This window comes from Paenibacillus sp. FSL R5-0473, from assembly GCF_038004565.1.
In the GTDB taxonomy this organism is placed as follows: Bacteria; Bacillota; Bacilli; order Paenibacillales; family Paenibacillaceae; genus Paenibacillus; species Paenibacillus amylolyticus.
The window spans coordinates 20,349-46,617 of sequence record NZ_JBBORL010000002.1 but is presented as its reverse complement, the minus strand read 5'-3'; the positions used below and the strand labels follow the sequence as shown (position 1 = coordinate 46,617).

At 39.0% G+C, this 26,269-nt stretch carries 24 protein-coding genes; 22 read left to right on the top strand and 2 right to left on the bottom strand.

Going from position 1 to position 26,269, the window contains the following annotated elements:
- The first annotated feature begins 892 nt into the window (after nt 1-892).
- The 11 genes from MKY28_RS30260 to MKY28_RS30210 all read left to right on the top strand — a co-directional run bounded on the left by MKY28_RS30260 (nt 893) and on the right by MKY28_RS30210 (nt 11,711).
- A complete protein-coding gene (locus MKY28_RS30260) occupies nt 893-1,138 on the top strand; it encodes a helix-turn-helix domain-containing protein (protein ID WP_100526645.1) in 246 nt (81 codons plus the stop codon).
- Nucleotides 1,139-1,143: 5 nt separating this feature from the next.
- Nucleotides 1,144-1,713 (top strand): NYN domain-containing protein, encoded by a 570-nt coding sequence (locus MKY28_RS30255; protein ID WP_149847069.1) that lies wholly within the window; start codon nt 1,144-1,146, stop codon nt 1,711-1,713.
- A gap of 228 nt (nt 1,714-1,941) precedes the next feature.
- Nucleotides 1,942-3,564: a stalk domain-containing protein gene (locus tag MKY28_RS30250; RefSeq protein ID WP_340938184.1), complete on the top strand. Its 1,623-nt coding sequence runs from the start codon at nt 1,942-1,944 to the stop codon at nt 3,562-3,564.
- 291 nt (nt 3,565-3,855) lie between these two features.
- Nucleotides 3,856-4,239, top strand: a complete 384-nt coding sequence (locus MKY28_RS30245; protein WP_149847071.1) for a hypothetical protein — start codon at nt 3,856-3,858, stop codon at nt 4,237-4,239.
- Nucleotides 4,240-4,257: 18 nt separating this feature from the next.
- Complete coding sequence (locus MKY28_RS30240) at nt 4,258-5,388, top strand: GGDEF domain-containing protein (protein ID WP_340938178.1); 1,131 nt, start codon at nt 4,258-4,260, stop codon at nt 5,386-5,388.
- Between the two features lie 209 nt (nt 5,389-5,597).
- Entirely contained in the window at nt 5,598-6,878 is a 1,281-nt protein-coding gene (locus MKY28_RS30235) for an MrcB family domain-containing protein (protein ID WP_340938177.1), read from the top strand.
- Between the two features lie 99 nt (nt 6,879-6,977).
- A complete protein-coding gene (locus tag MKY28_RS30230; protein ID WP_340938512.1) occupies nt 6,978-8,657 on the top strand; it encodes a DNA/RNA helicase domain-containing protein in 1,680 nt (559 codons plus the stop codon).
- A 407-nt stretch (nt 8,658-9,064) separates the two neighbouring features.
- Nucleotides 9,065-9,256: a hypothetical protein gene (locus MKY28_RS30225; RefSeq protein ID WP_100526639.1), complete on the top strand. Its 192-nt coding sequence runs from the start codon at nt 9,065-9,067 to the stop codon at nt 9,254-9,256.
- Nucleotides 9,257-9,890: 634 nt separating this feature from the next.
- Nucleotides 9,891-10,133, top strand: a complete 243-nt coding sequence (locus tag MKY28_RS30220; protein WP_340938175.1) for a hypothetical protein — start codon at nt 9,891-9,893, stop codon at nt 10,131-10,133.
- A 487-nt stretch (nt 10,134-10,620) separates the two neighbouring features.
- The gene (locus tag MKY28_RS30215; RefSeq protein WP_340938173.1) at nt 10,621-10,983 is read left to right on the top strand and encodes a hypothetical protein; all 363 of its coding nucleotides are present in this window, start codon (nt 10,621-10,623) and stop codon (nt 10,981-10,983) included.
- A 356-nt stretch (nt 10,984-11,339) separates the two neighbouring features.
- Nucleotides 11,340-11,711: a hypothetical protein gene (locus tag MKY28_RS30210; protein ID WP_340938171.1), complete on the top strand. Its 372-nt coding sequence runs from the start codon at nt 11,340-11,342 to the stop codon at nt 11,709-11,711.
- 464 nt (nt 11,712-12,175) lie between these two features.
- On the opposite strand, the gene MKY28_RS30205 is transcribed toward MKY28_RS30210, so the two are convergent.
- Nucleotides 12,176-12,421, bottom strand: coding sequence for a hypothetical protein (locus tag MKY28_RS30205; RefSeq protein WP_340938169.1), 246 nt, complete (start codon nt 12,419-12,421; stop codon nt 12,176-12,178).
- A 415-nt stretch (nt 12,422-12,836) separates the two neighbouring features.
- On the opposite strand from MKY28_RS30205, the gene MKY28_RS30200 reads away from it, so the two are divergent.
- The 11 genes from MKY28_RS30200 (at nt 12,837) to MKY28_RS30155 (ending at nt 25,152) form a co-directional block, all read left to right on the top strand.
- Nucleotides 12,837-13,448 (top strand): hypothetical protein, encoded by a 612-nt coding sequence (locus MKY28_RS30200; protein WP_340938167.1) that lies wholly within the window; start codon nt 12,837-12,839, stop codon nt 13,446-13,448.
- 364 nt (nt 13,449-13,812) lie between these two features.
- Nucleotides 13,813-14,010: a hypothetical protein gene (locus tag MKY28_RS30195; protein ID WP_340938165.1), complete on the top strand. Its 198-nt coding sequence runs from the start codon at nt 13,813-13,815 to the stop codon at nt 14,008-14,010.
- Entirely contained in the window at nt 13,973-14,620 is a 648-nt protein-coding gene (locus MKY28_RS30190; RefSeq protein ID WP_340938163.1) for a zeta toxin family protein, read from the top strand. The genes MKY28_RS30195 and MKY28_RS30190 overlap by 38 nt, the downstream gene beginning before the upstream one ends.
- A gap of 71 nt (nt 14,621-14,691) precedes the next feature.
- Nucleotides 14,692-14,970, top strand: a complete 279-nt coding sequence (locus tag MKY28_RS30185; protein WP_340938161.1) for a hypothetical protein — start codon at nt 14,692-14,694, stop codon at nt 14,968-14,970.
- 175 nt (nt 14,971-15,145) lie between these two features.
- Nucleotides 15,146-15,577: a hypothetical protein gene (locus MKY28_RS30180; protein WP_340938159.1), complete on the top strand. Its 432-nt coding sequence runs from the start codon at nt 15,146-15,148 to the stop codon at nt 15,575-15,577.
- Between the two features lie 438 nt (nt 15,578-16,015).
- A complete protein-coding gene (locus MKY28_RS31755; RefSeq protein ID WP_445670942.1) occupies nt 16,016-16,189 on the top strand; it encodes an SOS response-associated peptidase family protein in 174 nt (57 codons plus the stop codon).
- A gap of 1,245 nt (nt 16,190-17,434) precedes the next feature.
- Nucleotides 17,435-18,508, top strand: coding sequence for a transcription termination factor NusA (gene nusA / locus MKY28_RS30175; protein WP_100526630.1), 1,074 nt, complete (start codon nt 17,435-17,437; stop codon nt 18,506-18,508).
- Nucleotides 18,509-19,189: 681 nt separating this feature from the next.
- Entirely contained in the window at nt 19,190-19,963 is a 774-nt protein-coding gene (locus tag MKY28_RS30170; protein ID WP_100526628.1) for a helix-turn-helix transcriptional regulator, read from the top strand.
- 90 nt (nt 19,964-20,053) lie between these two features.
- Nucleotides 20,054-20,662 (top strand): hypothetical protein, encoded by a 609-nt coding sequence (locus MKY28_RS30165; protein WP_340938153.1) that lies wholly within the window; start codon nt 20,054-20,056, stop codon nt 20,660-20,662.
- A gap of 251 nt (nt 20,663-20,913) precedes the next feature.
- Nucleotides 20,914-21,261: a nucleotide pyrophosphohydrolase gene (locus MKY28_RS30160; protein ID WP_340938151.1), complete on the top strand. Its 348-nt coding sequence runs from the start codon at nt 20,914-20,916 to the stop codon at nt 21,259-21,261.
- 276 nt (nt 21,262-21,537) lie between these two features.
- On the top strand, nt 21,538-25,152 hold the full coding sequence (locus tag MKY28_RS30155) for a DNA topoisomerase 3 (protein WP_340938149.1): 3,615 nt from the start codon (nt 21,538-21,540) through the stop codon (nt 25,150-25,152).
- Between the two features lie 579 nt (nt 25,153-25,731).
- Here the strand turns inward: MKY28_RS30155 and MKY28_RS30150 are convergent.
- Nucleotides 25,732-25,986, bottom strand: a complete 255-nt coding sequence (locus MKY28_RS30150; protein ID WP_340938147.1) for a helix-turn-helix domain-containing protein — start codon at nt 25,984-25,986, stop codon at nt 25,732-25,734.
- Between the last annotated feature and the right edge of the window lie 283 nt (nt 25,987-26,269).

Genomic DNA, 26,269 nt, shown 5'->3' with positions numbered 1-26,269 from the left:
ATACTTACAATCATTACGGAGTTTTCTTTCGAGAGAGTATTCAATCCTAAATATTTCATCTAATTAAATACTAACTATATAAAATACCTGTGGATAACGTGTTTATCATCTTTGATAAAGTGATACTCGATGTTGATTATGAATTCTTCAAATGGTATATCGTTTATTAGAGTAGGGATTACTTTAGGCTAAACGTTGATAAGTTTTGTTGGTTCGTGGACATAGCTTACAGCAGAGTGTATTCAGCTTTTAGTCTATTCTTTCGAAAATGAAGCTTATGTTAGAAGCCTTATATATCAAGGGTTTCATTCGTTTTTTTTGGCCTATAAAAAGGTATTAACTAAAGGTTTTAATCTATGGTGTTAAATAAATGCATTAATATAAGGTATTAATTGATGGTGTTTTGAAATGGTTTTAATATGTTTTAAAATAACTCCATCACCTAAAAGATATGAAACTACCTTCCAGATCAGAACATAAACTTAAAACATCAATATCTTGACCCCGACATACAGGTAACATATATGTAGCTTTCAATTTAAATTGAGGCAAGCTAGTAAGCCCCTCATTGAGAAAGGCACTTATATACCTATCTTGCTCAGACAAGGAGCAGGAAATATACTAGAGAGCTTTTTATCGATACTTCCAGTTATTCATTTGTTAATTAATCCTTATATTATCCAAACGGCTATGATATACTTACGGTAATCAAATATTAAATAAGTGGAAGCACCGCTACGTCGATTGAAGACGTCTAGCGGTGCTTTTTTGTGTGAACTGTACTTTATGCGGGCGCAACTCAACGATTATATGAAGGAGCAAGAGTTTGAGATGGTTAGGTTTCTAACCCAACAAATTCTCCAGCTAAACAAATGAACCAGAGGTGAATGTTATGAACGTACAGAAAATTAAACCAATCACAACAATTGCAGCAGACATTAAACTTAAAAGGCTATCAAAAAGGTACTCTCAGCAACAGTTAGCCTTAAAAATGGGCGTAGATAAAACCACAATTTCAGCCTGGGAACGAGATGTGCGATTTCCAAAAGAAGAGCATTTACTTCAGATATCGGAGTGTCTAGGTTTGCCACTCATGGATCTTCTTAGAATCTCTAAGAATAGAAAGTCCGTAGGTTGAAGATCATGAGACCAGTAGGGATACGTCTCAAAAGTGCAATTCTCATTGATGAAAGCAATGCTATTTATCAGTTACTTGAATTAGGTATCAAAGGCATACGTTCGTGGCGAAAATTCTATGAAGTAGTTGAAGAATATTTGAAAGCTAACTACGGTTTGAAGATGTCAACGGATTTTAATTTCTATGGAGCTTTACCACCTAAGCATGCGGATGAGATTAGATATAATAAAAGGCATAAGTTCTTGCAAGCGCTAGAACATGATGGGATTAATGTGTATCGCGGTACATGTGATATCCAGAAGGATATCTATATTGAAAAAGGGGTTGATGTATTGATCTGTTTGGATCTTTATCAATTCTCTGTATATAAGTACGATTATGTTGTTGTTTTTTCTGGAGATGCAGATTTCGTACCTGCTATTAAACGAGCGAAGAAAAATGGAACACTAGTACTTGCCATATTAGGCCATAATAAAGCAGCATTTCATCTTAGAAATATGGTAGATGTAACAATTGATCTGGAATCTATTATAGAAAAATTAGATCAGACAACACTGATTCAAAAATTGAGTTAATTGAATCTTCGGAGACGATCTCATCGAACTATTGGATAATAAGTATTTGTGATGATATAGAATCATACCATGAGAGATACGCTGTGCACGGTTATTATACAACTGATATATGCTTGATCAGCTTACATTATTTTGTATATAATAAGCGTAATCAAATATATGAAGCGACGAAGAACGCGCAAACTCCTAGGAGTTGTGCGTTCTTTTTTTTGCTTAGGAGGAAAAAAGATGTTCAAAAAACTAATGATTAGTTCTATCGTTGCGATAACTTCGTTATCCTCACCATTACAAATGAGCGCCGCAGCTGTGGAGAAGGAAATATCAGTGTATGTAGATGGAGAAAAACTACATTTTGATGTTTATCCAAAAATGATAAATGGAAATACATTAGTTCCCATGAGGACGATATTTGAGAGGTTAGGTGCAGCTATTGAATGGAACAAAGATAATTACTCTATTGAAGCTACAAAGGGAGAACGAAGCGTATATCTGGTCATTGGGAAGAAAGAGGCCACAGTCAATGGGGAATCATTAAAACTGAGTCAAGCCCCCGTCATGATTGATAATGTTACCTATGTGCCCCTTCGTTTTATTAGTGAGAGTATGGGTACCACGGTCGGGTGGTTGAGTAAAAACCAAACCGTGACCATCAACTCTACTCCACTGGAAAAGATTAAGGTCACACGTGTAAAAGATGGCGATACTTTTGTCGGGCAATATACAGATGGGACAAGTGCCGGCAAGCAAGCTGTGTTTCGTTTAATTGGTGTTGATACCCCAGAGGTCCTAAATGGGCCTATCCAATTTTATGGCCCAGAAGCTTCAAAATACACTAAAGATCAACTGATAGGTAAAACAGTTTATGTATCTCGGGACCAGACAGATGATCCCTATGGTAGAGTACTTGCTTATGTATACCTAGAAGATGGCATATTCTTCAATGCAGCTCTCGTCTCCAACGGATTTGCTCGGTCTATGGCGATTGCACCTAATACACGCTGGGAAGGTCTATTTGAACAACTAGAATCTAAGGCTAAAGAAGAACATAAAGGGATGTGGGTTCAAACTGAAGCTTCTAATTTATCCATTGATCCCGTGAAAAATTACGTTAAAAACAAGAGCAAAGAATTAGGGATTTTCCAAGGAGAGTTTCATCCAGAGCAGCTAATCACCAAAGAGCAACTGTTAAAGAGCCTCCTGATTGTTCTCTTCCCTGAAATTAAAGCCGTGCTTCTGGCAAAGTCATTCTATGAATTAAGTCAGGATGAGCAGTTTAAAGAGATTCTCCAATATTCAATACATGTAGGTTTAGTATTAAAGGAAGAAGTAGTCAATCCGGATGAGCCAGTAACAACTGTAGATGTAGCATCCATACTAAAACGTGTAATGCATGTAGACAGTATGGAGCAGGGTAAAACACTAAATGATTTTGGCATTTACGCGCTTCGTTCCAGTCCAAATGAAAAGCTCACATATATGGATGCTATTCTACTGATAGAAAAAACGAATAATGCATACCAACCTATCAAAGATTATCTATTCCATCTAAAAGAAGCTGCAAAGGAATCGGAAGTGATTGACCAATTGTCCTCAACTCTATCAAATAGAGCAATGGCTGAGAAGATCTCGTCTTTTGCAAATCGAATGTCTCTACGCAATTTTTCGGATGTGGATGGGTTAACAAATCTGAAAACCGATGCTACAGATGTTCTTAAAGAGGTAACCAAAGATATCAAAAGTAACTGGAAGGATATATTGAACCTTGCCAAAATAAAAAATGCTATTGAAAATGCTAACGATAGTTTGGATAAAGCCGATATGGCTCTGCGAAAAGCACTTGATGTGAATTGATTGAACTCTACTGTAATTGTCCAGTGTGCTTTAGTTAATATGGCTTATAATCGGATGTAATTATTTGAAAAAGGATCATGTACCCTGCTGACAACGTTGAGATTTAACCAGATACCAAATCATTAGTGCATAAATGGCGACCTCTTTCACTAAGAATAAACAGAGAATGATTGAGCAACAAGAGAGGTTGTTGTATAATGAGAACAATTAAATATGCTAACGCGAAGCACGCGAACGTCCTTAGGGATAGTTCGCGTTTTTTTATTTCTTTAACAATGTAGGAGGTGAACTATGAGGAAGCACAACAAAGTATTATTGCTTTTATCTGTGATACTGCTTTTGTTCGTATTTAATCTTCAATTTGTAATACCTGCTTTTTATGTCGTATGTGGGTTTGTCCTTTATGTCATCCTCTTCTGCTGGGCCAAAGCAAAAGGCCTAGATGCTCAGCATGATGCTTGGGATCCGATCTTAAATACGCCAAAGGGAATGTTGTATTTTATTTTAAGTGGAAGCATTCTATGGGCACCCGTTTTTATTCCATTTGTAATAGCACAGAGACAGAAATGGAGATCAAGCAAAGAAGGCAAAAACGAATGGTTATATATGTGGGTTCAATATTTCAAAAACCCAACAAAATTACATCGTGACTGGTTTGATAATTTCTATCAATAAAAAGGATGTGCAAGACTTATGAGTATTTTTGATTTTTTTGTGGGTATTCAAGGGAGCTTCATTGCATCACTTCTGCTTTTTCCAATATTAATATTGTCTTGGGTTTTATCGAGGCAATTACTTGAGAAGCGGAAAAGAAAATCATATATGTTCTTATCTAAAATTACGCTAGGTTATCTTGCGTTCAATGGAATAATTCTGCTCTTCAGTTTAGTTGCCACCACTATAGGAACAGAATCATATGCAATTTCTTCTTTCTTTAACATCATAGTAAAAAGTACGTTCATTATATTTCTTTATGGTTTCTACCGGATACATAACAAAGAAAACTTTAAACTTCAACTCATTTTTATAGTTCCAACCATTGTCGTGATTCTCACCGGTTTGTTTGCTCCTATACTCGGACATATCATAGCCATTTTATCGATCGTAACGATGATGATTTTATATGGGGATAAGTTAGGAAGAGGTAAATCCATTTATATGGCTTCTGGATTATTTCTAGCTTCTCTACTGATCTCTATGGCTATAAGTATCGTGCCATCGTTACATGGATCTCTTTACATGCTCAATATTATTTTTGAAGTCAGTTCGTTCACTCTTTTATTGGTCAACCTGATTGAACATTCATTGATCATCATGCAAAGCTCGTACGTTTCCGCAATTACAGATTCACTCACTGGGCTATTTAATAGAAGGTATTTTACTAAGTATATCAATGGCTGTGTGGATCGGAGTATTCCAGTGAATGTTATATTCTGTGATATCGATAATTTTAAAAGATTGAATGATACCAAAGGACATAAAGTAGGAGATGAAGTACTTAAGCAAGTGGCAACTATTTTCAAGGAAGAGGTTCAGGGCATAGGTGTGGCTGGACGATATGGTGGAGAGGAGATGGTTTTACTTATTCAAAGTCTCGACGTTGATATGGAAGAGATCACGGAACGAATGAGATCCCGTATCGAAAAGGAAACAATCACTACAGCTAGCATCGGCTATCGAATGTATGACCCAAGTGTGCCAGCCGACCTCTTAATTAAACAGGCAGATGAAGCTATGTATGAGGCAAAAGCGGCAGGCAAGAACCGAGTAATGTCCTATACATTAAAAGCAGTTGATACTTTGGACTTAGCTGCCAATGAATAGGGCAACAGAGTTTATATTGAACCCTTCATAAATAAGATCTGATTAGAGATTTCCCTTGAATTTTCTTTACTCTTGGGTAGTCTCTTTTTCGTTTCAACTCAACAGTTTTATCGTAATACATGAAGTTTAGTAGATTTGAATTGATTGAAATTACATGTAAAGAGTTTTCAATATCGAGCAAATTTCTATCTATTCATTTAGGAAAGCACATGTTTCAATTTTATGGAACAACCTGGTATGATAATAATCATAACAACGTGACTGAGGTGATTCATGTGTCAGAGCTTATTGAAAATCGATTAGAAACAGAAAACACTAACGAAAGAACAGGTGAGCTACACATTAGAGAGGCGATACAATACATACTCGATCATTACCAGGAAGCAAGATTGTCATTGTTTGAGAACCATAAGATGGGTAACCACGTACGCAGTATATTTAAAGATATCATTATTGATGAAGCAAATTTAAATCAAGATCATCTCTATATCAAGGGCTCCGTTGGAAACGGACGATGGGCCGAAATACCGTGGATTTCAATTTTTAATAGAGATATTACCACAACAGCTACAAAAGGTTATTACATTGTTTATTTGTTTAAAGCAGATATGAGCGGTGTGTATATTTCCTTAAACCAAGGCTGGACATATTTTAAGGAAAAGTATCAGACCAAACTGGGACGAAAAAAAATCCGGACGACTGCAAATATAATTCAGAAGAAGTTGAACTTTACTCCAGATCATATGACTGCAGAAGCCATTACGTTAGGAGGACAAGGGTGGCTAGCAGAGGGCTATGAAAAGGGTCATATTTTTGGACGTTTTTATAGTGCCGATAACTTACCTAGTTCAAAGGAACTTATCAGTGACCTTAAGGATTTATTGATTACATATAAAGAGATTGAATATATGATCGGTGAAAGAACGCTTGAGCAATTTAATGATTACCTATTGTTAAGTGATGATGGTCAATTTTTAGAAGAAGAGCAGCAACAAGAAGAAGACTTCCAAAATAGAGTGCAATCGATACTTGATGAAAAGGTAAAGAAAGCCGAAAGGAATAGTATGGAGGATATAGAGACGGAGGATACTCCACTTCCAAAACCAGAACCTGTTATTGATCAGACCAAAAAAGAACGCTGGCCAAGAGATGCTCAAGTTGCCGCTAAGGCGCTTCGTTTATCTAAATTCAAGTGTGCCTTCGATGAAACACATGTTTCGTTTACTTCGAAGGTTACAGGAGAAAGATATCTGGAAGTTCATCATCTTGTACCCATGAAATATCAAAGGAATTTTAATGTTAGTTTGGATCGAGCATCCCAACTTCTAGCATTATGTCCAACGTGTCATCGTCAGATCCATCATGGAACAGACGAAGATAAAGAGAACATATTAAGAAAACTATTTGACGATCGACATGAGAAATTAAAGGCTATTGGTATTGAGATAAATTTAGATGAACTATGTCAAATGTATGGTATCGAGAAGTAGGCAAAGAAGAGAGATATATACTACTGATTATAGAAGCACCGAGTTGAATGTTGGAGAGATAAATGTCTTGAATATAATAATGAAAGTGACGTGTTAGTTATGATACTCGCAGGGAAACTGTATTCATTTGAAATGCTTAAGAAAACACGAAAGGAATTTGAACATTTTGATGTTAAAGACTTTGATATAGACTCAGTTCCAGTTGTGTATATCCAAAGAGACAAGAAAAATCTCTATGTAGGAAAATCTACAGACGTATATGGTCGTTTTTCTACACATTTAAAAGATTGTAGTAAAACATTTACTGACATTACGATTATTAAAAGTGCTCTCTTTAATGAGAGCTCCATTAAACACATCGAAACACTCTTAATTGATTACTTGCTAGCAGATGCCCAGTTCAACTTACTGAATAAGATTAAAGGCCAGAATATTCACTCGTATAATGGGATTGAAGATGTAAACGATATGTTCGTAACCATATGGGAAAAACTTATTCATGAAGGAATAGCAAGTGAACCATTAAAGGAGATACATAATAAGTTTATCTATAAATACTCACCTTTTAAGAAACTCAAAGCCAATCAAATTGATATTAGCCGTGACATCTTAGATACAGTGCTAAGTACATCTAAAAGTAGACATCTGATTGCTGGAGATCCAGGTACAGGTAAAACAGTAGTTTTAACGAATCTTCTATATACTCTCGTATATGATCAAACAACGGGTAAGGACCGTGAAGGATTAGAACGGGAAGACATCGCACTCGTCATTCCACAGAACCATTCATTAGGCTTATATAAAGATTTAGTTCGAAAAGTTGGTTTACATGGAATTACAGTGTTATCCCCTTCACACTTTATTAAGAAGGCTAAAGGTAGGGATACAAAATATAAGTATGTTTTCGTAGATGAAGCACATCGGCTAAAACAGTATTTTGGGAAGCAAGCGAGAGATTTAAAACATCTAATCACTTCGGATGGGTTTACAACCGAATTAGATCTGATATCAAACTACGCTCATCATCTAACCATTGTGTATGATCAGTATCAAACTATTCGTCCAGCTGATATAGACTCCGACCATTTTAAAGAAAAGACAACAGATTATCGTAGACATGTACTACGTAAACAGTTCCGGTTGAAGTCAGGGGATCAATATTTAGCATGGTTGAGAAAATATCTGCAAATGGCTTCAGATGTCCCTGTGTATGAAAAAGGATTACTAAAAGGTTATGACTTTAGAGTGATGGATTCCATTTCGGAATTACACAAGGGGATAAAGAAACTAAATAAGACCCATAAACTATGTCGAGTGATTGCGGGCTATTCTTGGGAATGGGCAACACAAAAGGATAATAATTTATATGATATAAGTGATCCTATCACAGGTGACACATTTAACTGGAACTCTAGAACAATAGGTTGGATTAATCAAGAAAATAGTGTTGAAGAAATCGGCTGTATTCATACAACTCAAGGTGCAGATCTAAATTATGTAGGCGTGATCTTTGGAGAGGAAATCGATTGTAATTATACGGGTGAAGAAGATGGAAGCTATGATTTTGAAAAAGTTAGAATTATAGTCTATCCAGAAAAGTATAAGGATCGAAATGGTCTTCCAATCAAAGGTACTGACGAAAATAACGAAGAATTAAAATCCTATATCCAGAAAATCTATTATGTCTTACTGTCACGTGGCATAAATGGTTGTTACGTATATGCAACAAATCCCAATATGCAAAAGTATTTAAAGGAAGTTCTAAAAATCAGTCAGTAGTTGATAGAATGGAGTCTTCATAAGGAACGTGAGTTCCTAGAAAATTTTCATTGAGAAAGTAGCTTCAGATTATGAAGCATTTGAGTACAGAAAAAAATCCAGAGATAATGTTTATTATTTGTCTAGGAACTTTACGAAGTAAAGTTGTTTACTGCAGTATGTAGTGAATAATACAAAGTAAGGCCTAGACAAAAGAGCTAAGGTAACCCTTTTTATAGGGTTGTCTTTTCTGAATACCTAGAATAAAATACAAATATATATAAGCACACAATTAATGAGTCTATCATGAGACACTGAGTTAAATATATTTGTATTACATATAAGAAAGATTCATATAGTTCTAGGGAAACTGTAATAATAACAATGATTTCTCAATTATAAAATCATGAACAGAAAGGAATTTTTTCATGAAAGAACCCGAACGTTATTTAAATAAAGGTCCTAATGTGTTTAAAGTCGTAGGCTTATCATTTAGACCAGAAAAACGCGAGACTGCAACCGAAAATAAACTATCTATTGGATTTAAAATAGGGGATTGGAATGAACCTATTAATTTTATTCCTTACTTTCAAACGGTAGATAGAACCCAATTACATTAAAAGACCATCTTCTAAGGCTTCCTTTTAGGAAGTCTTTTCTTCTTTCTTATATTTCAAGAACTCCTTCCTAAATTGGATATAAGTCGTTCGGTAATACTATCTTCGAAGAAGATCCGGAGAAGTGTAAACAGTCTCCAACACTTACTTTCGTGAACCTTTTTCCGCTTTAAGTAAGCAGACATCATGAACAACAAAGTACCGAAACCTCATTGTTCACCAAACATAATGTCATGTTGAAGTAAAAGAGCATTTTTCATGAAACTTGTCCTGGTCCGACATCATCAATCTCCGGGTATTTGGACCAACTCCTAAAGGCGTGAATTCTGAAGCTCCAATCAGGCATAGTGTCATACCTGCCAACTTTGCATAATTCTCTTAAAATCTTTTGCGTAATATAAAATCAAATACCGGGAAAGGCGTTAATTTTGTGACTCCCCAAAAATGCGAATTAAAAAAAGCCTCCTTGATCTCAAAATTGTCCAGGAGGGTACATTTCATCACTCGTCGTCTTCTCTAAACAAAGGGCGACAAGATGGTTTTTAATGTAAGTAGAGCAGGTGCATTCTACCGTTTACTAAGAGCGGAAAATCTCGTCGCCCTCTATACCGAGAAATAGAAGGGGGCACAAATCATCATGTTCGAGAAATTTTTGAATTACATTGAACAACAAGGTAAAGCTGACAAGACGATACCAAATTATGTGGAGACATGGAACGCATTTGAGAAATGGATTCGGAAAATGGATAAGACAATAACTGATCCAGGTTATGCCACACAGAAGGACACCTCAGATGATAAAAAGTACATGTTGAAATTCGGAGGGTTGAAAGGCGGCCAGCTAAGCCTTCCACCATGCAATTGCATTTTGTTCAATTAAATGCAATATTCTTATTTATCGTGAGCGAAGGCTTCATTCCGGACAATCCAGTAGGTTCCTGATTAATGAACTAGTCCGGTTACACAATGACTCTATTATTCTTGAAGCTCATTCTCTTGATCTTGGCACTCTGATATCCAAATTGAACCTGATACCCAATACGCCCTTATTAAATCTGCAGAAATGCTTGGCCAAAAGAATGGATCAAGTCAATGATTTTCACAAACAAGCGATTCATGTATTGTTGGAAGGTATTGAGTTGGTCCAGCTCAGAAGCCGGGTAGCGCATGTCAGGTGGCTTACCCAAGGCATCTAACAAGATACGTCTCTTTCAACGTCTGGACAAATTGGAGTCCAAATTCCGGATCTATTTGTCAGTTTGATTGTGATAGGTTCTTTGCACCGATAATGCTGTCGGAAAATAAAGGAATCATGTTAACTTTGTCGAAAGAGGTACTTGAGTCAGAAACCAAAGGGGGAATAAAAGATGTCATTTAGACAGCAATTAACAGAAAAATTGGCTTCAGATTATAAGTCCGAACTTATCGTAGGCCAAGGTATGGAGGCGGTTGTTCAGTTTTTGGAGGGATTAGCATCTGAATGGAAAGATATTTTAGATGTGACCGAAGAAGTAGCAGTAGACACATACAATAAATATGTAAAAGTTCGAAATACAACGCTTCAGTTTAGAGGCACATCAAAAGGTATCGAAGTATTTACAGAATTCGACCAGGTAGATTTTCTTGCTGTACAAGAACAACAAGGGATTCTTAAAAGCGCTCGTTTTCCAGAAGTTCATGGCTTGGCCGATTTGTTTGATACTTATCTCAGAACGGTATTTGGTCAATAAAGGCTGGAAGAGTCGCTGTTAAAACAGCGGCTTTTTTTGTTCGGTTAAGAAATACCAACCGATAACATTAATCAATTCTGTAGTTTGGAGATGGGAAAATGGCAAACCACGATTTCAATAAACCTTGTGACTGTAAAGAATGCAGCACTTCAAGAAGGCACGACATATGCCCTGCATGCAGAAATGTCCATGTATTTAGTATTGTATGTAGCTCCGCGTGGGAAACGGATCGTAAGGGAATCACGTACGTTGACTTCACTGAACCTTCTGGACCTAACATAGATTTTCAATGTCCATGTGGCCATGAATTTCAAGTCAAACATTATTCAAACTATGAACCGCATAAAACCCTAGCAGTGAATGAAGAACGTGAACGAAAAGCTGCAGCAGCTCGGTGCGATTCTTGTGGTAAGATTGAGGGGTTTGATCTTAGCTTAAAGGCATGGGATACGATATCCCTGGAGTCATTTGATAATCAGCAGCTTTGCCAAGTATGCATAGCTAAGCGGGTTTTAGAAACAACTCCTGATCCTACCGATGAAGAGAATAAATACACATTTGATCACTCCAAACGCCAGTATATCCTGGAAAAAGTAAGAATTACTTGTCCTGATTGTGGAAAGCGTAGATGGCTCAATGCCAGCAATGCTTGGAGAAAACGGTGTAAGTCTTGTTATTACGGCGAAGAGAAGACCAAGAAGCTGCCATTGAATTTTTTTAGAAGATAAGCTCTGAATTACATATAGGACTTCCGTATTCAGATCTGTTTTACTCTATTCTTAGAATTCGGTTACTCTAATCCCTCCACAAAAGAACGTTCCTGAATTCCAGGAGCGTTTTTTTATTTTATATCATGAAACGACCTGCTTCACAGCTCCTCTTGAATAAAAGTATTCAAACGTTCCGACCTTACCACCTCACGCATAATGACATGCAAGACCGTGCTCCCTAGAAATAAACTCGAAGAAGAGAAAAACGCTCCGGGCTATATCGCCCGGCCCTGATTCTTCTTTTTTCGTGAAGCTCAGCCTTGTATTACCAGGGTTCCTTAGATAATCGGCTGTCTTAAAATCACGGAACGGGCAGGTTAAGTTTAGAACTATATTATGGAATGTGAAAGGGGAGGCAAGGACCTATATGATGATTCTCATTTTGAACACAAAAAGGAAGCTTCGCAGCTCCCCTTTCTAGGTTAAGGTCTATCTATTTTCCCTAGGGCTTCCAATAATTCCTCAGTCGCCGATGGACTTTGAGTGTCAATCTTAGAAATCAATTCTGCAATCTTGCTTCTAAGTTGTTGAATGTTTGTTGCAAGGTATCCGTCCATTTTTGCACGTGAATTTTCATAATAACGACCCTCCTCAAGGTTTTTTAGTATATAGCCGATATCATTAATTTCGCGGCTGTATTTTTCTTTTATTCCCAATGGTTCAGTCATATCATTTTCCTCCTCAGTTTTATGTATAGCTTAGCTTCCAACTCACATAAATTCGACAACAATTTACAAAAGTCCTTTTCCACTATAATGCTGTCCCTATTTATTTTCTATCATTTGGGCGATATGGAATCGAGTGTTGGTATATTACGTATAATTTAAATGTGAGGTTAATCCATTGATACACTACTTCATCGTGGTCTTCGAAGCCTCTTAACTGTTTCTGAGTAAGCAGAAAGATATTTGTTTAGAACACAATATGTCGTGTTTTCTATAAATCATAATGTATACATATAGATTTCTTCGGTTAATATTAGTATTGTTATAGAGCAGGATATAATTAGCTTGTAGCTCTTTTGATAAAGTGAGTGATCTACTTTTTGTATAAGAAAAGTGCGCTTAACAAGGGGGAGATAATATGAGAGGGAAAATTTTTGCGTTAATCGGTTCGCCAGGGGCAGGAAGGAGAACGTTACAGAGATCATTGACTCATCCTACAACTGGTATTGCTAGTTTGGTCAAGATTCCATCATCTACAACACGCCGGATGCGAATGGGGGAGTCAGAGGGGAATCCATTCTATTTTATCTCACCTGAACGATTTGAGCGTGAAATCAAAGAGGGGCGCTTGTTTGCTGAAGGTATTCTGAAACATGGCGAACGTGTAGCTGCCCCGATACATCAGTACGAAGAAGAATTATCTCGTGGATGGTTTCCGGTTATTGACCTAGATCTAGAGGGAGCGAAAAAATTCAAAGAACAGTTTCCTGATCGTGTAATCGTGATTTACGTGAGAGTAACTGATTTCAGCACCCTTTGGAGACGAGTTCGTGCAACAGAAGACATTATCGGTAATCAATATTTGTTACTGGAGCAACAAGATCAAGACATGGAAGCTTATGCAGACTTTACTGTGAATAATCCAGACGGTGAGCTCGAAATAGAAATGGCCATGGGGGAAGTCAGATGTTATGTACTGGATATCGTGAATGAGCATTCGAAAGCAGGGTTTATAAGTGAACAGGGTTGATGATATTGATAGGATTCATTTGGGCATGCCTGTTACGCGGGTATGCCTTTTTTCTTGAAAATAGAAAGGGCTCCATGCTACCGGGCTCTAAGGCAGCCGAAAACGCACCTAAGTGCCTGTGCGCACCGCTGCTTGAATAAGGCCGCTACGGGTAGAAGAAGCAGAAAAAGTCCGTTGATGTGAACCATCTTCGGAAACAAAGTCCATGTTTCCGGGGACGTGCGCATCCGTCGTGGCTGCTCCTTACGTTCGCAACCATGCCGGATGAGAGCAGTTCCTGTCAATACAGGGGAACGAATGTCCGGTTTGTGTTATAATTATAGGTAAGAATACCCGTTGACACTAAGCGAAGGGAATTGACGAGATGAAACCTTTGGATATCAAACAATTAGAGGAAATAGGCAAACAAGCAGCGGAGAACGCAGCTCAAAAAGCCAAAGATTCCAATTCCTTTGTCTCTTTTTCAAAGGAAGGTAAAGTGATCCGGAAATACGCGGATGGACGTATGACTGAGGTGAGCTATGATGGAGGATTTAAGGAAGTGGATTACGCTGGAAAGTAGTCCGTCGATGACTGTTTTTGCTGGAACCAACGGGGCTGGAAAGTCCCAGTTGACTAGCATTTTGCAACATCAGAACCCGAATGTCAAAGTTATCGATGCGGATGCGATCGCAAAGACCATGAAACATTTGCCTGTGAATCAAGCTAACTTTGCAGCCGGGCGGGAAGCGGTGAAACAGGTACGCTATTGCATCAAACAAGGCGTTGACTTCTCTATTGAGACCACGCTTGGTGGCCAGAACGTTCTCAGACAAATGGAGATGGCCAAAGCTGCAGGTTTTAGCATCAACATGTACTATGTTGGATTGAATTCAGTAGAATTACATATCGATCGGGTGGCGCAGCGTGTCGCTCAGGGTGGTCATCATATCCCGGAAGAGGACATCCGCAGGCGCTACCAGACCTCCATGGAGAACTTGCCAAATGCGATGAGCTTAGCGGACCGGACGATCATTTATGACAATAGTGAAGTGTATCAGGTTCAAGCAGAAGTGTACCTCTGTCTTACGCAATTTCAAAGGGAATCTATGCAGCCCTGGGCAAATCAGGCCCTGAAGAACTGGACCCAAACCCAGGAGAAAGTTAAGAAAGAGCTTCAACAAGAGAAATAATCGCTTTCCAGAGAGCTTTCGAGTGCTGAACGTAAACTGCATGAACGCTATGGAACCAGGATTGGATCGGTATGTTAGAGAAGAGGCTGGATTACCTTAATCAGGTGGAATCTTCACTGAAGTTGAAATCCCTTCTTGAGCGCATGACGAATCCGAATAAGAAAGGACTCACTGACGTTTCAGCAGAAAAAGCGCGGATTAATGGGGAAATTCTGTCCCTCCGTGAAAAATCGCCTACTCCTGAACAAATTCAAACGATAGTCAGAAGTGAAATCGATGTCTTCTATGGTAAAGCGACAGGATACTGCTTTAAAAGAAAATACGAAGCAGCTTACTTCGGAATCGAATGAAATTATGAAAGAAATGCGACCTACTTATCAGAATTTGCCGCAACAAAATCTGCAAATGAATTAGTTCCAACAGTTATAACCTTGTATTTCGTGCCTTTAATGTTGTTCTTTTATTTGTAGAGTAATTCAGATGGCGCAAATATTTTTGTATATTCCCCGAAAGAGAGGCTTATCTATGACAATAATCCAACTTCTTGAGAAATCAGTATCTACTTACTTATCACCACTTTTGAAAAAAATGCACTCTGAAGATGTAGGTTCTTATGAAGGTCTGAATTCTATTGAATGGCTGGAAGTGGATGTTCAAGAAACTGAGAATGAACTTTCTAAGGCATTGATACTCAGGCTGGGTATTTCTCAGTCTGAGAAGCAACTGTATCTATCTAATATTTTTATTCCTCATATTGAACGTAATAAGGGTTATGGCTTTGGTTTGATCAATGAAATCCGTAATGTAGCTCATGTGAACGGTTACGAGCTATTTATTGTAGATATGGTGCCTTCATTTTACCGCCGCATGATTTCTAAAGGGGCAATACCGGTCAAAGAAGCCGATGATGCAGTATTGGTCGACGAAGACACGCAGCTGCTTTCGCATCGATCTTAGCATTGCGAAGAGGGCCTTTTCGTGGAAGCCTGTTTTCATTTAGGTGATTCATGGACCCAATTGGATAACACTGGACAACCTGATCATCAATGATGAGTACGGTGGGGAGCATAGCATAGGGTTGCTTCAAAAGAAAAACGTATCCTGGCAGGTTAAAAAACGGTTACTCCATGTGTAGCTGTTTTTTTGGCTCACTCTAGCGGCTGGAGTACTACGTTCCTGTCAGTCGTTTCACACCTAGCACGGAGCTTAAAACCGCTGAGAACACTCACGAAAAAAACAGGAAGACCGGCATTAAAGGAATTGAAGCATTGAGAGAACCGACCTGGAGTCGGTTCTTTTTTGATTAAACACTCTTTCTCACTTTTGACATCATATGGTAACAGGTAGCAGTTCGACTAGTCATCCGGCGGACCGAGTCTCACAGGCGGTCCGAACATTCATAACCGTATGTCTGTTATCCTACAGCCGGAGAGCGAAGAAGAATGGCTTGAGAAAAACTCAGACAAAGACTCTATAATAGTGTTACTGAAGCCTTATCCATCTGAAGCAATAAGGGCTTATAGGGTTAGTTCAGATATAGGTAATGTAAGAAAAACAATCCGGAGCTGATCCAAGAAGACTCTTCATATAGCTTATGGCTCACAATAAAAAACGAGCAGAAAGTTATTCGTTCCGCTCGTTATATGTAAAACAAAATCAGAGCGATTAATAGGATTCTCCTTTTGTATTCTCAGTATTATTTCTCATCTCTTTATATGTTGGAATAGCACGGATTCAGATACCAACATTGGGTGTTACATGTCATACTGAAGTATGATACATACCAATCCAAAGAGTTACTGGACTTGTTTCTGTGATCAACACGTTTCTCTTTAAATATCCATCCCCTTTGTGATATACTCTACTCATACATTAGTAACATGGGTTTTTAAGGAACAGGCACACGCCACATTCCAATTCTACGTCCCTCAAGGGCGATCTGTATCACTTTTATTTGGTGATCATGTAGAATTCGGAAAGGGCAGGTGCCTTTTTTTGTTGTGTTGATAGGCTATAGCTCTCTGAGAATAGGGTGACCTAAAGGTGACCTTAAAGACACCTTTAACACTTAGGTCCATCAAAAGAAACCAAAGGAGGTCTATATAAATCCATAAAATACGTATAAACGTACAACTCGTTCATAGGACTAAACCTCTTTTAATACATCCTAGTCCTGCTGCGTTCTCGCCGCTCATTTTTTTTTTGACTATTTAGCCTGCCTGTTGTATTGCCCCCTTTTAACGAGGGTTTAGATTTGTATCTAGAAATCTGCAACTTTTATTGAACCTGGAACCCCCTTTGCGCGCGGCGCGCACTCACTCTAGCCTTAAAGAAAAGATATAGATACGTATCTAGGTTTCAGAATTGAAAGTAGATCATAGATCCGTGTTTATGTGTCTCAGGGTTGAAGATCTCGTATAAAGGGGAAGGAAAAGGCGAGAAGTAAGAACGTATGCGAGATGAGTAAGAACTTTCCTGTGACCGAGTAGTACGATATAATGTATATATGGATGAGTTTTACAGTTGATGGTCTGTTGCCCTACCTCCCTCTCCATATGTGTTGACGATCGTTGCTCCTAGCATCTACTAAACGTTCATCATTTTATTTAGAAACAGATACATATACGCTTAGATTTGCGTTTCCATCGAAAGGTACTTGTGCGGTAAAGAATTTATCTCTGTCTCGAGATCGAAGCTTTTTCTAGTAATACGATTGTGTCGAAAGTATCTATAGCACGATAGGGAGAACGATACGCATACAGAGGGCGGATTTAGCTTGGTTAGTAAAAATCAGAAAACAAAAGGAGAATGAAAATGAATAAGGATTTTTTAGTAGCATTAACTGAGATTGAAAAGCAAAAAGGAATTTCAAAAGAAGTTTTGCTAGAAGGTCTTGAGGATGCGCTCGTATCAAGTTACAAAAAGAAATTCAATACAGCAACGAATGTACGTGTCGATATAAATCGTACGTCTGGTGCAATGAAAGTGTTATCAAAGAAGATGGTTGTCGATGATATTATTGATGAACGAGTCGAGATATTGATCGACCAAGCTCGGCAGATCAACCCGGAGGTCCAGCTTGACGAGTTTATTGAAATTGAAGTTACTCCGAAAGACTTTGGACGGTTGGCTGCTCAAACGGCCAAACAGGTGGTTATGATGAGAATTAAAGAAGCTGAACGAGCTCTCGTGTTTGATGCGTACGCTGGTAAGGAAGAAGAGATCATCACTGGAAAGGTCCAGGGCATGGACTCATCTAACTTATATGTTTTACTAGACCATACCGAGGCTGTCCTACCTATCAGTGACTTGATGCCAAATGAAAAGTTTAAGCTTGGGGATACACTATCAGCGTATATCTCTCGCGTTGAACAAACATCTAAGGGAACTTTGGTCATTCTGTCGCGTGTACACCCAGGACATCTGAAGAAGTTGTTTGAAACAAAGATCCCAGAAATACAAGAAGGAAAGGTCGCCATCAAATCCATCTCCAGAGAAGCGGGGATCCGTTCGAAGATTGCAGTTACTGCACTAGATCCAGATGTGGATGAAGTTGCGGTATGTGTAGGCGTAAAAGGGCAGACTATTCAATCCATTACCAGTGAACTCGGCGGCGAGAAATTAGATATCATTAAATGGTCCAAACAGATGGAAGAGTATGTTGCAAATTCCTTAGCACCTGCTAAAGTGCTTGAGGTCCACATTTTTGACGATGAAGAAGATCCGACAGCACGTGTGATTGTGCCCAATAACCAGCTCACACTTGCGATTGGTTTGAAGGGGCTAAATGCACGTCTCGCAGCAAAATTAACGGGGTATAAGATGGATCTGTATAGTGAGGATCAAGCATTTAAACAATTCGGCCGTCCAGTAACGATAGTCGAATAGATTCAGTTCTTTCTACTCAGGGACAACGACACCTTGGCTCCATACAATAATTTACAAGGTTAAAGGGTAACAAAGCAGGCACAAAAACGGTCGGAGATGAAGAAGTCCTCTAATTGCGTTTATAAACGTAAGAGCACCGTCTTGATCCAAATGATAGAACATGCATTTTCAACTTGCGATATGCATTTTTAATTTCAGTATACAGAGGAGAAGTCCACATGCAGTTCCTCATAAAAATCGGAATTTGTTCGTTTATTCTTAGCATGTTTTTTGTGGCCAATCATATTCAAGGGCCGATACCTCCAAGTGTTTACCGTATCTTTGGTACGATTGGAATATCTCAAATTATAATTTCTTATTACGTGTGGAAAGCTGAATCCTCTCGGATGCAAGGTCTTATGGATTGTAAACTACCACATGATGAAGTTGAAAAACCTACGATGACAGGACCTATGGTAAGAGGCGCTGTAGTTTCACTAGTATTGTGCGGCACTCTTTTAGTTCCTCATCTGATTGCAATAGGTGGGGTGTGGATCCTCACCTATGGAATTAGCTTTTTCGTGGTATATACGTTCCTTTCGAAATACATGGGCATTCGTCAAGACACAAAGACACTACGTCATAAACAATCTTTGTCACGTTCGTAATCAAACTAAAGGATCCGGAAAGTGAGGGAGTCTAATGCCAGTGAAAGAGGAGATTAAACTCGGTCCAGAACGCTTAGGGCTCAGTGAGAGAGATATCATGTACTTGCTCATCTTTCGTGAACTTCACAATCAGTCGGCATCTCCTTCAGATATCTTTGAGGTGGTCCGCGCGGAATTAAGTAATATACAACGAGGCCGAGCGAGATCCTATTTCTACAATGTAGTAAATCAGATGGAGTCTTTCGGATGGATAACATCGATTCGGACGGAGAACAAGAACAATAAAAAATACTACGCTATTACCGCAGACGGTTATGCGAAGATAGATAGTTTTAAAGAATCATGTATGGATTCCATGAAGAGTTTAAAAAGTATGGCCGATCACTTTGATTTTCATATCTCGGGTACGGGTAAATCCGAACCCATTCAACTGAATACGCAGCAACGAAAAATGTTTAACCGATTAATTAACGTGCGACATTTAATCCGGTACTTATTTTTAAAGATTCTAACTGAAGACGAACATCGCCAAGAAAGTGGAAAGAAAGTGTGGTTACTTTTTAAAGAAAGATACGAATGGCAGCCTGCACAAGGCTATTATTACGAGGTACTTCGAGAAATGGAAGTAGACCAAGGATATGTAACAGGAAAATGGACGACAGATCGGCGTAGCACCTATATTTATCAAATTACGAGTCACGGGTTAGAGTCTATCGCAAGTGAAGCCGAGACTACGCTACACTTCGTACGACAGTTACAACACTATACACGTTTTATACTAAATTTGTTTCCTGATCGTAACAGTTAATGCCGGAACGAATTGCATATTAAATAGACTCAAAGCTGCATCTAAATCAGATGGGCTTTGGTAGGGTCATCTCAACAGGAGGAATTACGGGTGCAATCTTTAAATTTCGCACTACAACTGTTTAAAGATAGTGGCGTTCCATTCAAGCTTAGTGGAGAAGAGCAAACAGAAAGAGAACTGAAAGTAACACGTCTAGTTGTAACTAAAGATCATGTTTTACAAGGACATATTCAAACGTACTTAAATGTACTAGTGAACGTTGAAAAGAAAAAACAAAAAGGTCACAGCTCTGTGGTCATCTTATTTGACGGGTATGAACATGAAGCCAGAAGAATGTACAATGTGCCCGAGTTAAAATCTTGGATCCAAAAACTAGTGAAGAACAAACCATATCTGTTTTATTTTATCGCTAATATGAATGATCATTATGTTCATGATATGGCACTATGTTCAGTTACGACTTCAGCTTCTTTTATGCCTACATCTTTATTGGCGTATACGGGTAAATCCCCGGAACTTGAGCTAAACGGAGCAGATGTTACACCAGTGATTCAAAAACTGGCTAAATCAGCATTTATCTATGCCAAAAAGTTGAAGCACACGCCTGAAGAACTGATGGATCAATGTATAACTTTTCTGGATCATGTGAAGTACGAAGAACATTTAAAAGAACATAAGCGATTTCTTCAAGAGATCTAGATAACTTGCCGGTATGACTGAAAGCACCTCGAAGAAGGTGCTTTTTCTTTTGCCTCTAATGACGGTTTATGAGCAGTTTTAAGCCTCTTCACACAATAACACCTAATTACAAGGATGAGTCTGAAAACGAGTAAAGCATTGACGCTGACTGCGCCTGCTTCCTATGTGATGCTTTCGCTTCGGTGTATCAAGAGGACGTAAGCAAGGACTTTGCCGTTGTTTGTCGAATGACTGTATAGAGGTGGTTCATTGTGGAGGAATTAATACAAAAGATTACTGCATTTAGAGATGAGCGGGACTGGGGACAATTTCATAATCCCAAGGATCTGGCCATTTCTTTGAATCTCGAAGCGAGTGAGTTGCTTGAAATATTTCAGTGGAAAAGTAACGAAGAAGCCATTGCGAAAAGCAAAGACAAACTTCAAGATGAATTGGCTGATGTTCTATATTATGTGTTACTCATGTGCAACGATCTTAATATTGATCCGAAGAAGGCATTATTGGAAAAGCTGAAGAAGAATGCAGAGAAGTATCCAGTAGAGAAGGCATATGGCTCAAACAAAAAATACACCGAACTTCGTGGGAGCGACCAAGAGTAAGGGGCCCTTTCTTTCATTAAGGCTACATTGTTCATTCATAAAGTAGTAGATTAACTATCCGTGGGAAAGGTTAATCAGTTGGGTTCTGATCCAGATGGCTTGTTCACATGTAAGTAGAGACCGCAGAATAAGAACATATTTAGCACGCTTCTGGACAGCATACAGGGTGACCTCGGTGTAAGATTACGGTATAATGAAATCAATTGAATACTCACAAAGCGAAGCACGCTTCTCCCTATGGGGAAGCGTGCTTTTTGCTCGTTATAGGAGGTTTACATGAAACTTATCATAGCTGAAAAAAAAGACCAAGCCCAACGACTAGCGGCTCCTTTTCCAACCAAAGGGGAAGGTTGGGGCTACATCGAGGTACTGCCCTGTCTGACATTCCCCAAGGGAGCTTACTTCTCATGGGCAGCAGGACACTTAGTTACTTTAAAAGAACCAGAGGATTATGATCCAACGTTTGAAAAGTGGAGAATGGAGCATCTACCCATACTACCAGGATCCTTTCAACTGAAGCCTGCAAAAGGGAAAGAAAAATTGTTCGCCCACTTGAAGAAATTAATTCAAAACAAGAGCTTTAACGAGATTATAAATGCCTGTGATCCAGGCCGCGAAGGTGAAGCCATCTTTACTCTGATTTATCAACTTAGTGGGTGTAAAAAACCCGTGAAAAGACTTTGGACATCTTCGTTAACGAAAGATGCGGTTTTTGCAGCATTTCAGAATCTTCTACCCGAATCAGAAAAGAAAAATTTGTTTTATGAAGCATATGCTCGGTCATGTGCAGATTGGCTTGTGGGGATAAATACATCAAGAGCATACTCCATACTGCTTCGAGAGAAAGGAGTCAAAGTTGAAAAAGGAGAGAGCTTCTCAACAGGGCGTGTTCAAACACCAGTTCTAGCACTTATTGTTGAACGCGAAAGGGAAATAGAGAGTTTTGTATCCACGCCCTATTGGGAAGTCAGTGCAAACTTCAGCTTTAGCAGTATGGAGTATAGGGGGAAATGGTTTACAGGCAATCAAGACCGACTTATGGATCAGGGTAAAGCTGAGAAATTGGCCGCTTGGTGTTCAGGAAAAACGGCAGATATCGATGAGATATCTGTGGAGACTAAAGAGACTTTGCCCCCTTATCTGTTTAGTCTTTCCGCATTACAAACCCTTGCCAATAAACTTTTCAAACTAAGTCCGAAAGATGTCTTAGATGCCTGTCAAACGCTATACGATAAGGGATATCAGAGCTACCCACGTACGGATAGTAATCGGATTACGACGGAAGAAGCAAAGGAGTTACCCCGCATTCTTGAGAACATAGGTAAACTAGGGCCTTATACTCCTTTAATCCCTAAACCGGTTCCCTCTATTATGAATAATAAAAGATATGTGGATGCTTCGAAAGTATCAGACCACTACGCGATCATACCGACCGATACAGCTCCGGATTTAAGCAGATTAAGCCATAATGAAAGACTGATCTATGACTTGGTTGTCAAATCAGTAATTGCAGCTCATTATGATAGTGCTATTCTCGAACATACCACGATCATCACGTATGTGGGAGATCAATTTTCGTTCCTAACCAAAGGGAAGAGAATCATTCGAGACGGCTGGCGTCTCGTTATGAATACAGATGACCCTGACGAGAGCGAAAAAAGCCTAGATCTGCTTCCTAGTGTAGTGGAGGGACAAGTTGGTTACACCACCGATTGTTTTGCTAAAGAAGCCTGGACTTCTGCTCCTAAGCGTTTAACAGAAGGTAACCTCATCTCAATGATGAAGTCTGCCGGGAATCAGTTAGGAAATAAAGAGCTAGAAAGCATCATGCGCAAAACGCATGGTCTTGGAACAGAAGCGACTAGAGCAAGTATTATAAGCCGATTAAAGGATCAGAGTTATATTGAAATCAAAAAAAACTTGGTGTATCCCACTGTGAAAGGACGAACGCTTATTCAAGCTATCGGCCAATCTGCTTTATCCTCAGCCGAAACAACTGCCAAGTGGGAACAAACATTAAGTGAAATTGGTCAGGGGAGATTTACACATACTAGCTTTATTGATCAGGCCAAGAAATTGGCTAATAAGCTTGTTAATGATGCCGTGAGCTCTGTTCATTCTATGGTTATGCCCGAAGCAGTTAAGCCGAACTTAGCAATGACTAATAACGGCAATCCCATTTCACAACCTCCAGTGACTAGCTCACCTGTACAATCCATATCGTCGCTGGGGCAGTCTGGTACTACACATATTAAGGGGGATCCAGAGCACCAAAAGCTCTTCATGCATAATGAAGTTATAGAAATTAGGGGGAATGCTACTGAATCTTCAGATGCTTCAAAACAGATTACTTCTTCTATTTCCAGTAGCCCAGCTAAGGCACCACCTATAACTGAAGCACATCGGCGGCCGAAACGAAATGTGACCGCTGATCAAAACTTGGGATCTTGCAAAAAATGTGGCCAGCCTGTCATCGATAAAGGAGTTTTATATGGCTGTAGCGGATGGGAGAACACGGGGTGTGATTTCAAAATTAGCAAAACGATCAAAGGTAAAGTCATTGAAAAGGAAACCATCCTACGTATTCTGGAAACGGGATCGAGTGGTTTAATACGGGGATTTGTTCATAAGTCCAAAGAATCAAATAAAAGCGATACCGTCTTTGATGCTATATTACAGTTTGACCAGACAGGCAAACTGTGTTGGAATTACCCAAGCACCGATGTGTTGAAGTTACCTGTCACCTTACTTAAATCTTCAACAGTCATACCCCCTTCAAACCAGGATTCAAAAAGTGCTTTCGCTGAGCTTGAAAGAGAAACAGCTAATTTGAAGTTACCTGCCAAAGTTATTCGTGTCACCTATGGACCTCGTGTAACGAGATATGAATTGGTACCAGCAGAAGGGCTAAATATATCCCACTTTAAGCGACTCAAGATGAATTTGAAAATGGCTCTCAAGGCTGAAAAAATTACGCTTTATCTCCCTATCCCAGGCACAAATGTAATTGGTATTGAAGTACCCAGTAAACTACCCTATACCGTTCATTTAAGACCACTCCTTGAGAATAAAGAATTTTTAGCTACACGAACTGCTCTAAACTTCCCTATTGGCATGGACATGTCGGGGGAACCGGTTTATGCAGATTTAGCCAGCATGCCGCATCTACTGATCGCAGGAGCTACAGGAGCAGGCAAATCCGTATTTATCAACGCTATGATCATAAGTCTTTTATACAGTCTGGGTCCGGAAAAACTTAAATTTTTGTTCATTGATCCCAAAATGGTCGAACTCTCTGTCTACGAAAACATCCCGCATTTGTTTGGCCCGATCGTAACGGATGTGAAAAGAGCAGGAATCGCATTGAAAAAACTTGTTGTAGAGATGGAAAAGCGATATGAACTTTTAAGCCACTACGGTGTGCGTAATATTGAATCGTATTACGATAGGGTACAATCTGTAGATCCTAACGCTCCTCGCCTACCTTATATCGTTTTAGTCATAGATGAACTTGCGGATTTGATGATGACAACAGGAGCGGATGTAGAGGAATGTATTCAGCGAATTGCCCAACTTGCACGTGCAGCTGGTATTCATATGATCATAGCCACACAACGCCCCTCCAAACAAGTGTTATCGCCTGTGATTAAAGCAAATTTACCCGTAAGAGTTGCATTCGCTGTTGCCAATCATTATGATTCTAAGGTAATTCTGGATGAGTCGGGAGCTGAAGATTTGCTTGGGAGAGGAGACATGCTATATCTTCCTAAGGATGGGGCAAAAAGAAGATTGGTTTCTGCTTATGTATCCGATGTTGAAATTGAGAATATAGTATCTCATCTCAATTCAAGAGGAGAGGGTCCTTCAAGAACTTTTGCAAAACGAATTTAATGTATCTTCACTATTTCCATTTTATATGATTTTTTGCACTTGAACCACGAAAATGGATATGGCGACTATGAGTAGCTACATATTGGTAGGTGGTTTTTACAAGTGATTTATCGAAGTTAACTGTGATAGTTATCAAATTCATGACTGTCATATGAAGCGAAAGAAGAGCGCAGCACCGAAGCACAATCAAGCTTTCCATGCAGTATGCAGAAAGCCCGGAATGAGAGAGTAGAAATTACACGTATTCGATAAACATATATGAGCACTCTTCAAGAGGAAGGTGTGCCTCATAAGGATTGATAAGTTGGTGAGGGGGAGCGCATTCGGTAACGGATGATGGACGCAAGCCTGGAACGTTAGCCCTGACGGAGCAGATTGTTAATTGCGTAAGTATTTGGTAGGTTAATACCACCGAACGATGAACGTTATCAACCCTTGAAATGGTATACCAAGGTTGTGGATCACGACCTTTAAGGTTTGCGGTTCATCTGCTTACCATAAGATTCGGGTACATTCTTCTTACCGAATCTCTAACGCACTGATTCCAAAGTTTAAACTACGTAAAAAGAGCCGTAATGTTTAACGGCTCTCTTTGTTGTCTTCCGGTATGTATTCCATTACGTCCATAAGCCTGTAGTCTTTCCCCGTCATCGCACGTAGAGTATCTATAATAATACTGAGAGTATTCAAGTCAACCCTTTTTGTTTTGCCGTCACACAAGTCATAGATGAGGTTAGGTCTAACTTTAGCCTCCCGCGCAAGGGCATTTCTGCTTACATTTGCCGCGTCTATTGTTTCCCCTAATTTAATATGAATCGACATTGCCAATTCCACCTTTCACCTCCCATCATACCCTATCGATAAACAATTTAAAATAATCACTTGACGTTTAACGACTATCGATATATACTAAAACAAAGTTTATCGTTAGGAGTTAAACAAACAGTGTTAAACTCCTGGTAATAATATCGTAACTCTTTACAGTAAGATCTTATTGGTCACGATTGATCCGCATGGAGGAACGCAATTATCGCGAATATTACTGTAGTTGAGAATGAAGACGACTTTGATGAATTCTTCTGTATTGAGTACACTATCACACTTATAGATGAGCATC

Coding starts and splice junctions, on each gene's coding strand:
- MKY28_RS30260 (WP_100526645.1), top strand. CDS start 893: ATGAACGTACAGAAAATTAAACCAATCACAACAATTGCAGCAGACATT.
- MKY28_RS30255 (WP_149847069.1), top strand. CDS start 1,144: ATGAGACCAGTAGGGATACGTCTCAAAAGTGCAATTCTCATTGATGAA.
- MKY28_RS30250 (WP_340938184.1), top strand. CDS start 1,942: ATGTTCAAAAAACTAATGATTAGTTCTATCGTTGCGATAACTTCGTTA.
- MKY28_RS30245 (WP_149847071.1), top strand. CDS start 3,856: ATGAGGAAGCACAACAAAGTATTATTGCTTTTATCTGTGATACTGCTT.
- MKY28_RS30240 (WP_340938178.1), top strand. CDS start 4,258: ATGAGTATTTTTGATTTTTTTGTGGGTATTCAAGGGAGCTTCATTGCA.
- MKY28_RS30235 (WP_340938177.1), top strand. CDS start 5,598: ATGTTTCAATTTTATGGAACAACCTGGTATGATAATAATCATAACAAC.
- MKY28_RS30230 (WP_340938512.1), top strand. CDS start 6,978: ATGATACTCGCAGGGAAACTGTATTCATTTGAAATGCTTAAGAAAACA.
- MKY28_RS30225 (WP_100526639.1), top strand. CDS start 9,065: ATGAAAGAACCCGAACGTTATTTAAATAAAGGTCCTAATGTGTTTAAA.
- MKY28_RS30220 (WP_340938175.1), top strand. CDS start 9,891: ATGTTCGAGAAATTTTTGAATTACATTGAACAACAAGGTAAAGCTGAC.
- MKY28_RS30215 (WP_340938173.1), top strand. CDS start 10,621: ATGTCATTTAGACAGCAATTAACAGAAAAATTGGCTTCAGATTATAAG.
- MKY28_RS30205 (WP_340938169.1), bottom strand. CDS start 12,421: ATGACTGAACCATTGGGAATAAAAGAAAAATACAGCCGCGAAATTAAT.
- MKY28_RS30200 (WP_340938167.1), top strand. CDS start 12,837: ATGAGAGGGAAAATTTTTGCGTTAATCGGTTCGCCAGGGGCAGGAAGG.
- MKY28_RS30195 (WP_340938165.1), top strand. CDS start 13,813: ATGAAACCTTTGGATATCAAACAATTAGAGGAAATAGGCAAACAAGCA.
- MKY28_RS30190 (WP_340938163.1), top strand. CDS start 13,973: ATGGAGGATTTAAGGAAGTGGATTACGCTGGAAAGTAGTCCGTCGATG.
- MKY28_RS30185 (WP_340938161.1), top strand. CDS start 14,692: ATGTTAGAGAAGAGGCTGGATTACCTTAATCAGGTGGAATCTTCACTG.
- MKY28_RS30180 (WP_340938159.1), top strand. CDS start 15,146: ATGACAATAATCCAACTTCTTGAGAAATCAGTATCTACTTACTTATCA.
- nusA (WP_100526630.1), top strand. CDS start 17,435: ATGAATAAGGATTTTTTAGTAGCATTAACTGAGATTGAAAAGCAAAAA.
- MKY28_RS30170 (WP_100526628.1), top strand. CDS start 19,190: ATGCCAGTGAAAGAGGAGATTAAACTCGGTCCAGAACGCTTAGGGCTC.
- MKY28_RS30155 (WP_340938149.1), top strand. CDS start 21,538: ATGAAACTTATCATAGCTGAAAAAAAAGACCAAGCCCAACGACTAGCG.